At 63.4% G+C, this 6,925-nt stretch carries 9 protein-coding genes; 4 read left to right on the top strand and 5 right to left on the bottom strand.

The annotated features are described in order from the left end of the window. Positions 1–327 precede the first annotated feature (327 nt). Together NKH01_RS20360 and NKH01_RS20355 are read left to right on the top strand one after the other, a co-directional pair. Positions 328–528 carry a hypothetical protein gene (locus NKH01_RS20360; protein ID WP_352637184.1) on the top strand — a complete coding sequence of 67 codons (201 nt, stop codon included), beginning with the start codon at positions 328–330 and terminating at the stop codon, positions 526–528. Beyond that, a complete protein-coding gene (locus NKH01_RS20355; RefSeq protein WP_353022020.1) occupies positions 525–779 on the top strand; it encodes a type II toxin-antitoxin system RelE family toxin in 255 nt (84 codons plus the stop codon). The genes NKH01_RS20360 and NKH01_RS20355 overlap by 4 nt, the downstream gene beginning before the upstream one ends. A gap of 88 nt (positions 780–867) precedes the next feature. Here NKH01_RS20355 and NKH01_RS20350 read toward each other — a convergent pair whose 3' ends face one another. The 3 genes from NKH01_RS20350 to NKH01_RS20340 all read right to left on the bottom strand — a co-directional run bounded on the left by NKH01_RS20350 (position 868) and on the right by NKH01_RS20340 (position 3,345). Next, entirely contained in the window at positions 868–1,476 is a 609-nt protein-coding gene (locus tag NKH01_RS20350; RefSeq protein ID WP_353022017.1) for a glutathione S-transferase family protein, read from the bottom strand. A 124-nt stretch (positions 1,477–1,600) separates the two neighbouring features. Continuing rightward, complete coding sequence (locus NKH01_RS20345) at positions 1,601–2,455, bottom strand: EAL domain-containing protein (protein WP_353022014.1); 855 nt, start codon at positions 2,453–2,455, stop codon at positions 1,601–1,603. Next, the gene (locus NKH01_RS20340) at positions 2,452–3,345 is read right to left on the bottom strand and encodes an EAL domain-containing protein (RefSeq protein WP_353022011.1); all 894 of its coding nucleotides are present in this window, start codon (positions 3,343–3,345) and stop codon (positions 2,452–2,454) included. Before NKH01_RS20340 ends, NKH01_RS20345 begins: the two co-directional genes overlap by 4 nt. Positions 3,346–3,559: 214 nt before the next feature. Between NKH01_RS20340 and NKH01_RS20335 the strand changes: the two genes are divergently transcribed. Beyond that, positions 3,560–4,762, top strand: a complete 1,203-nt coding sequence (locus NKH01_RS20335) for a pyridoxal phosphate-dependent aminotransferase (RefSeq protein WP_353022033.1) — start codon at positions 3,560–3,562, stop codon at positions 4,760–4,762. Between the two features lie 6 nt (positions 4,763–4,768). Here NKH01_RS20335 and NKH01_RS20330 read toward each other — a convergent pair whose 3' ends face one another. Together NKH01_RS20330 and NKH01_RS20325 are read right to left on the bottom strand one after the other, a co-directional pair. Continuing rightward, complete coding sequence (locus NKH01_RS20330; protein WP_023719378.1) at positions 4,769–5,164, bottom strand: (R)-mandelonitrile lyase; 396 nt, start codon at positions 5,162–5,164, stop codon at positions 4,769–4,771. A 44-nt stretch (positions 5,165–5,208) separates the two neighbouring features. Next, entirely contained in the window at positions 5,209–5,799 is a 591-nt protein-coding gene (locus tag NKH01_RS20325; RefSeq protein ID WP_023719379.1) for a methyltransferase family protein, read from the bottom strand. 147 nt (positions 5,800–5,946) lie between these two features. Here NKH01_RS20325 and NKH01_RS20320 point away from each other — a divergent pair, with 147 nt between their 5' ends. Then, the gene (locus NKH01_RS20320; RefSeq protein WP_353022007.1) at positions 5,947–6,813 is read left to right on the top strand and encodes an alpha/beta fold hydrolase; all 867 of its coding nucleotides are present in this window, start codon (positions 5,947–5,949) and stop codon (positions 6,811–6,813) included. Positions 6,814–6,925 lie beyond the last annotated feature (112 nt).

Below are 6,925 nucleotides of genomic sequence, written 5' to 3'. Positions count from 1 at the left end.
CCCCCCCCCTTGCCGCGGGGGGGCTGTGTCCTCTCGCCCTGCCTGTTTGTTTTGGCGGGGCGGGCGCGCGGGCGGTGGCGGGGGGCCCCGCGGCAAGTCACGGATGTACTGGCGGTCGCGCGAGATGCGCGCCGGAGCGAAAGACCCCGACAAGCCGAAGCAGCAGATTGCTGCCGGCCCGGCCAAAACGCTCCCGATCAGGCTACCAAGCATGGGAAGGCGGGATTTTGTCCCGCCTTTTTGCTGTCTGGATTCCGATGAACCACCGCCTTGGTCCTATGGGACCACTTTGTGGTGTTTTTACCCCGGTCATGGTACCATCAACCCATGAGCAAGCTTGAACAGATTGAGAAATCCGTCGCCGAACTAAGCCCCGAAGAGCTCAAGGCGTTTGCCGCATGGTTCGAGGCGCTGCAAGCCGACATGTGGGACCGTCAGTTCGAGGCCGACGCCAAGGGCGGCAGGCTGGACAAGCTTGCCGAGCAGGCCTTGGCTGATCATCGGGCCGGCCGGACCCGGCCTCTGTGAAGCATTTTGCCACTCCCTCGTTTTGGGAGGCCTACGCAAAACTACCCTCGTTAATCAGAGCAAAGGCGAACAGACGTTTCGCCAAACTGAATTCTGAGCCGTTCCACCCGTCGTTGCATTTCAAACAGGTCGGGCGCTACTGGTCGGCGCGGGTTGATATCAACTACCGCGCCGTAGCTGTTCGCGACCACGATGACGTGGTCTGGTTCTGGATAGGCACCCATTCGGAATATGATCGCCTGCTGAAATAGCCGTGCGGCCATTCACGCCGCCGGCCGAAAGCCGCTAGCGCGACGTCCGGAGCGAGCCGCGAAGCGCGCGACAAGCATGAGGACAGAACTAAGGCAACCACTCCAGCGGCACATGCCCCGGGTCGGCCTCGACCCGTTGCAGCCAGGCGGCGACCGCCGGATAGGCGTCGAGCTGAAAGCCGCCCGTCTCGGCCGTATGCGTATAGGCATAGAGCGCAATGTCGGCGACGCTGAGCGCACTGCCGGCGAAGAAGCTGCTCCCGGCCAGGTGCTTATCCATGACGCCGAGCGCCTTGTTGCCGCGCTCCAGCGTCACCGCCAGCCGCTCGGGCGTCGCGTCCTTGGCTCTTTCAGGGAAGGTCAGCAGTGCTCTGCGCACGGCGATATAGGGCTCGTGGCTGTATTGCTCGAAGAACAGCCACTGATAGGCCAGCGCGCGTTCGTATCTGTCCGCCGGCAGGAACCGCGTGCCTTCGGCGAGATAGAGCAGGATGGCATTGGATTCGGCCAGCCGCCGGCCGTTGTCGAGTTCGAGCAGCGGCACCATGGCGTTCGGGTTTTTCGCGACATAGTCGGGCTTGCGCGTGTCGCCGGTATGCGAGCTGACCTCGACATTGGTGAAAGCGATGCCGAGCTTGGCCATCAACAGGCGCGGCTTGTAGCAATTGCCGCTGTCGATCATTCCATAGAGTATCATCGGTGCTCCCCCTTGCTCGCAACCACCCGTCTCAGGGCTTGATCCAGCCTCCAGCCTCTATCGCGGCAGCGGCGGCTTCATCCAGTGATTTGTTTTGGCGTAACCATCAGCGCCGCTGATGCATTCATCCGAACAAAGGGATGACGTTGCTATCCCTGCCAAGCAGTCTGTCGCTCGACAGCGGCTCCTCATCGAACATCGTACCGGCCAGCGCCGGCCGGGCAAGATAAAAGCCCTGCAGCAGGTCGACGCCGCCATCCAGCGCGACGCGCAGATGCGTGGCGTTCTCGATGCCTTCGACCAGCACCTTGGCGCCACGGTCGTGCAGCGTCGAAACCAACGGCCGGAAAAACCGCTCGGCGGCGGCATGGCGGCAGAATTCGGCGAACCAGGTGCCGTCGATCTTGACGATGTCGGGCTGCACCAGCGCGACCCTTTCTTCCGTCGAATGCCCGGTGCCGAAATCGTCGATGGCGATACGGACGCCGTCGCGCCGCATCTCGCGCGCCAGGCTGACAAGCACCTTGTCGCCGGCAGCCTGCTCGGTGATCTCGCAGACCAGCATGCCGGGATGCAGGCCGAAATCCGCCAGATGCCTGGTCATCAGCCTGATTTCGGCCAGCGCCCGTGCGGGGTCATCGTTGATCAGCGGATTGTAGTTGAAGAACAGGTCGAGCCCGTCGACGCCGATGTTGCGGAAGTTGCGCAAATGCAGCACCCGACATATGGTTTCGACAAATAGCCGATCCGCTGCCGGCACGCCTTCGAAGAACATTTGCGGCGCCACCGGCCTGCCTGCACGATGCGGCTCGATCAGTCCCTCGACCCCGACGGCGGCGAGAAATCTGCCGCGCGGCGCGAAGACCGGCTGGTAGGCGCTCCTCAGCCGGAATGCGCCGTAGACGCCATATTCGATGCCGACCTCGTCGGCAAAGATCGCTTCGCCGACCTTGCGCCGCATATCGGCTTGCCCGGTCACGATGCCACCCTGCGGCCAAAGGGCCGCATCGGCCGTCGCGATGGCGGAACTGCCGCAGGCACCTTCTCCGCATCGGCCGACACCGCGGCCGCCTGCCCGCTCGTGTCGAAGACGCGGAAGCTGGTCGGCGCGAGCTCAGGGCGTGCCAGCACGTAGCCCTGCACCATCGAGGCGCCCGACTTTTCGGCAAGCTCGAGCTGCCAGCCCGTCTCGATGCCCTCGAACACCGTACGGATGCCTTGCTCTTCGAAGCTGGTCACCATGGCGGTCAGCAAGGCGAAGCCGGCACCGGATTCCATCAGCGTCATGATCCAGTCGGCATCGAACTTGACGATGTCCGGCCTGAGTTCCTTGATGCGATTGATGTCGGATTCGTCGGCGCCATAATCGTCGACGGCAATGCGCAAACCGTTGCCCCTGAGCGCCTCGACGAAATTGTAGAGCGTTTCCTGCGACGCCGATTTCTGCTCGGTGACCTCGCAGACGACGCGGCGCGGATCGATGTCGGCCTCGTGCAGCACCAGCCGCATGTCGCGCAGCGCCTTGTCGGCGATGCCGCGATCGGTGAACACCGACGGATCGAAATTGATGAAGATGGAGGCGTCTCGCGGCAGGCAGGCGCCGGCGTTCAGAAGGTGCAGCGTCCGTGTCAGCGCCTCGATATGCAGGCGGTCGACCGCCGGACAGCTGTTGAAGAAACTCATCGGCTGCTGCGGCTCGCCGTCGCGGAACGGCCGGATCAGCCCTTCGAAGGCGACGACGGAAAGCTTGCCCTTGTTGAAGGCGAAGATCGGCTGGAAAGCGCTTTGCAGCGTATAGAGCCCCCAGACACCGCTGGCGGTGCCGTCATCTTGGCGGATGATATGGGCAAGTTCGATGCTGCGCGTCACGGTTCCTCGCTGTGCGAGACTGGCCGACCGGCCACGGTCCTGCCGTTCAAGCTTTTACCGATCGTTGATGAATTTATTGTTGCCAGCATTGCGCGCTGGCTCATTCGACAATGCCTGCGCTGGGCTTGCGCCGGGGCTTGCGCTTGACCAGATGATGCGACATGAGAGGCGCCGCGGCGCCTTCGCCGCGCCGGTCTTTCTGGAGATATTTGTCATGGCCTTTCTTGCCGACGCCCTTTCCCGCGTAAAGCCTTCCGCAACCATCGCGGTGACGCAGAAAGCGCGCGAGCTGAAAAACGCCGGCCGGGACGTGATCGGGCTGGGCGCCGGCGAACCGGACTTCGACACCCCCGACAACATCAAGAACGCCGCAATCGAGGCGATCCGCCGCGGCGAGACGAAATATCCGCCGGTCTCCGGCATCGTGCCGCTGCGCGAAGCAATCGCGAAAAAGTTCAAGCGTGAGAACAATCTCGACTACCGGACGGAGCAGACCATCGTCGGCACCGGCGGCAAGCAGATCCTGTTCAACGCCTTCATGGCGACACTGAACCCCGGCGACGAGGTGATCATCCCGCGGCCCTATTGGGTGAGCTATCCCGAAATGGTAGCGATCTGCGGCGGCACCTCGGCCTTTGTCGAGACCTCGATCGACAACGGCTTCAAGCTGACGGCGGCCGTGCTGGAGAAGGCGATCACGCCGCGCACCAAATGGCTGTTGATGAACTCGCCGTCCAACCCCTCGGGCGCCGCCTATACCGAAGCGGAGCTCAAGAGCCTGGCCGACGTGCTGTTGAAGCACCCGCATGTCTGGGTGCTGACCGACGACATGTACGAGCACCTGACCTATGGCGACTTCGTCTTCAAGACGATCGCCGAGGTCGAGCCTAAGCTTTATGAGCGCACGCTGACCATGAACGGCGTGTCGAAGGCCTATGCCATGACCGGCTGGCGCATCGGCTATGCGGCAGGCCCGGTGCCGCTGATCAAGGCGATGGACATGATCCAGGGCCAGCAGACCTCCGGCGCCTGCACCATCGCCCAATGGGCGGCGGTCGAAGCGCTGAACGGCCCGCAGGATTTCATCCCGAAGAACAAGGCGATCTTCCAGGGCCGGCGCGATCTCGTCGTCTCGATGCTCAACCAGGCGCGCGGCATCACCTGCCCGTCGCCGGAGGGTGCTTTCTACGTCTATCCCTCCTGTGCCCAGCTGATCGGCAAGAAGACCAAGAACGGCAAGGTGATCGACAGCGACGAAACCTTCTGCTCGGAACTGCTCGAGGCCGAGGGCGTGGCGGTTGTTTTCGGCTCGGCCTTTGGCCTCGGCCCGAACTTCCGCATCTCCTACGCCACATCGGAGACACTGCTCGAAGAGGCCTGCACGCGCATCCAGCGCTTTACTGCCTCGCTGGCCTGAGACGTTTCAGCCGCCATACTGCTCGTCGCTGACCTTCTCCAGCCAGTCGACATGCAAGCCGTCGAGCGCCTCCTGCATGGCGATGTGGGTCATCGCCGATTTGGCCGCGGCGCCGTGCCAGTGCTTTTCGCCGGCCGCAAAGGAGACGACGTCGCCGGCCCTGATCTCCTGGATCGGCCCGCCCCAGCTTTGCGCGAGGCCGGCACCGGACGTGACATAGAGCGTCTGGCCGAGCGGATGCGTGTGCCAGTGGGTGCGGGCGCCGGGCTCGAAGCTGACCAGCGTGGCCCTGAGCCGCGCCGGTGCCTCTTTCTCGATGATCGGCGTCTGCAAAACCCGGCCGGTGAAATATGTCTCCGGCGCAACGATCGTCGGCACGCTGCCGCAGGCAATGATCTTCATCGGCGCAATCCTCGATTTGATTCCTCGGTGTGGGGACTTAGACCCTACCACTTTCGTCCGATGCCGGCTGCATGTCCTGCCCGGCTACGGGCAAGGCGAGGCCAGAACAGGCCGGTGCGCGTGCGGTAGGCGTTGTAGGCATCGGCCAGCCTTGTCCGCGAAAATTTTCGCTCTTCGTCCAAGGCCGCGATCACATAGATCGTAACGATGCCGGCGACCGGCACCACCGCCCACACCGACCAGGTCGCGATGCCCCATCCGATCCAGAAGATGATGTAGGACGTGTAGAACGGATGGCGGACATGGAGATAAGGGCCTTCGGTCACCAGGCTGTCGGGATTGTCCGGATCGAACGCGAAACGCAGCCGCGCCTTGCGCGAGACCGAGATCGCCCACCAGAAAAGCGCCGAGCTTGCCAGTTCGATGGCGAGCCCGACGATCTTCGCTGCAACCGGCTGCCGCTCGATCCACAGCAGTGCAAGAAAGAACAGCGCCGTGCCGACCACGACGGCCGAAATGATCATGGCGCCTTGAGACATGCTCGATGACTGGAAATGCGCGCGCATCGACCAGGCATATTGGCCGAGCGTGGCGATGCTGCTGATCGAGAGGAGAAGGTCGAGTGTGGATTCCATCATCAGGGTCCCGGGGTTAGCTGTGGTGGATTCGCTGCATCATACTCGGCAGAAACCGAGAAATCATTTCTTAACCACCGTTCTAAACAACATGGTGACCTCGGCATGCGATGTTGACCTCGAGACAATCCGAAGGTCCAACCAGCTATGGCCGTTTCCCACCGCACGATCCGCACGCCGCAAGCGGATTTGCGCCTCAGCCAGTCGTCGGGACCAGGCATCCCGCTTGTCCTGATCCACGGCTCGGGCAGTTCGCGCGCCGTATTCGCCCGCCAGTTCGACAGCCCGTTGGCCGCTGCCCATCGATTGATTGCTTTCGACCTGCCCGGCCATGGCGAATCGTCTGACGCCCGCGATCCGGCGACGGACTACACCATCGCCGGCCTTGCCCAGTCGGCGGCTCAGCTCCTCGATGCCTTGGGGATCGGCCGCGCCGTCGTCTTCGGCTGGTCGCTTGGCGGGCACGTGGCAATCGAGCTCGCGAGTTTCCACCGCGCCGTCGGCGGGCTGATGCTAACCGGCGCGCCGCCGGTATCCAAGGGCCCTTTCGGCATGCTGCGCGGCTTCCATGCGCATTGGGACATGCTGCTGGCGTCCAAAAAGACGTATTCCGAACGCGATGCCGAGCGCTTCGAAACGCTCTGCTTCGGCGACACCGCCGACCCGTCCTTCCGCAAAACCATCCTGCGCACCGACGGCCGGCTGCGCGCCGCGGTGACGCGCGGCATGCTCACCGGCAAGGGCGCCGACCAGCGACAGGTGGTCGAGCAAGCCGCATATCCGGTCGCCATCGTCAATGGCGAGAACGATCCGTTCGTCCGGCTCGGCTATTTTGAGACGCTCGCCTACGGCTCGCTGTGGGAGCATTGCCAAATCGTCCCCGGCGCCGGGCATGCGCCTTTCTGGGAACGTGCGGACCTGTTCAATCCGCTGCTCGCGCGCTTTGCCGAGACGGTGGCAGTGCAGCGCGTGGACGCAACCCCGCTGGCGTCGCGCCTAGCCGGCACCGGCTGAACCCGAACGTCAACTTCAAATCCCTTCAACTTCAAATCCCTTGCCCTCCCGGCCTGCCCGTGGGACGATGCCCTTTGGGTAGGTGGCAAATTGAAAAAAGCCTCGCCCGCGA

This window comes from Mesorhizobium sp. M1403, from assembly GCF_040317695.1.
In the GTDB taxonomy this organism is placed as follows: Bacteria; Pseudomonadota; Alphaproteobacteria; order Rhizobiales; family Rhizobiaceae; genus Mesorhizobium.
This window is presented reverse-complemented; position numbering and strand designations above follow the sequence as displayed.

Coding starts and splice junctions, on each gene's coding strand:
- NKH01_RS20330 (WP_023719378.1), bottom strand. CDS start 5,164: ATGAAGATCATTGCCTGCGGCAGCGTGCCGACGATCGTTGCGCCGGAG.
- NKH01_RS20360 (WP_352637184.1), top strand. CDS start 328: ATGAGCAAGCTTGAACAGATTGAGAAATCCGTCGCCGAACTAAGCCCC.
- NKH01_RS20320 (WP_353022007.1), top strand. CDS start 5,947: ATGGCCGTTTCCCACCGCACGATCCGCACGCCGCAAGCGGATTTGCGC.
- NKH01_RS20350 (WP_353022017.1), bottom strand. CDS start 1,476: ATGATACTCTATGGAATGATCGACAGCGGCAATTGCTACAAGCCGCGC.
- NKH01_RS20335 (WP_353022033.1), top strand. CDS start 3,560: ATGGCCTTTCTTGCCGACGCCCTTTCCCGCGTAAAGCCTTCCGCAACC.
- NKH01_RS20325 (WP_023719379.1), bottom strand. CDS start 5,799: ATGGAATCCACACTCGACCTTCTCCTCTCGATCAGCAGCATCGCCACG.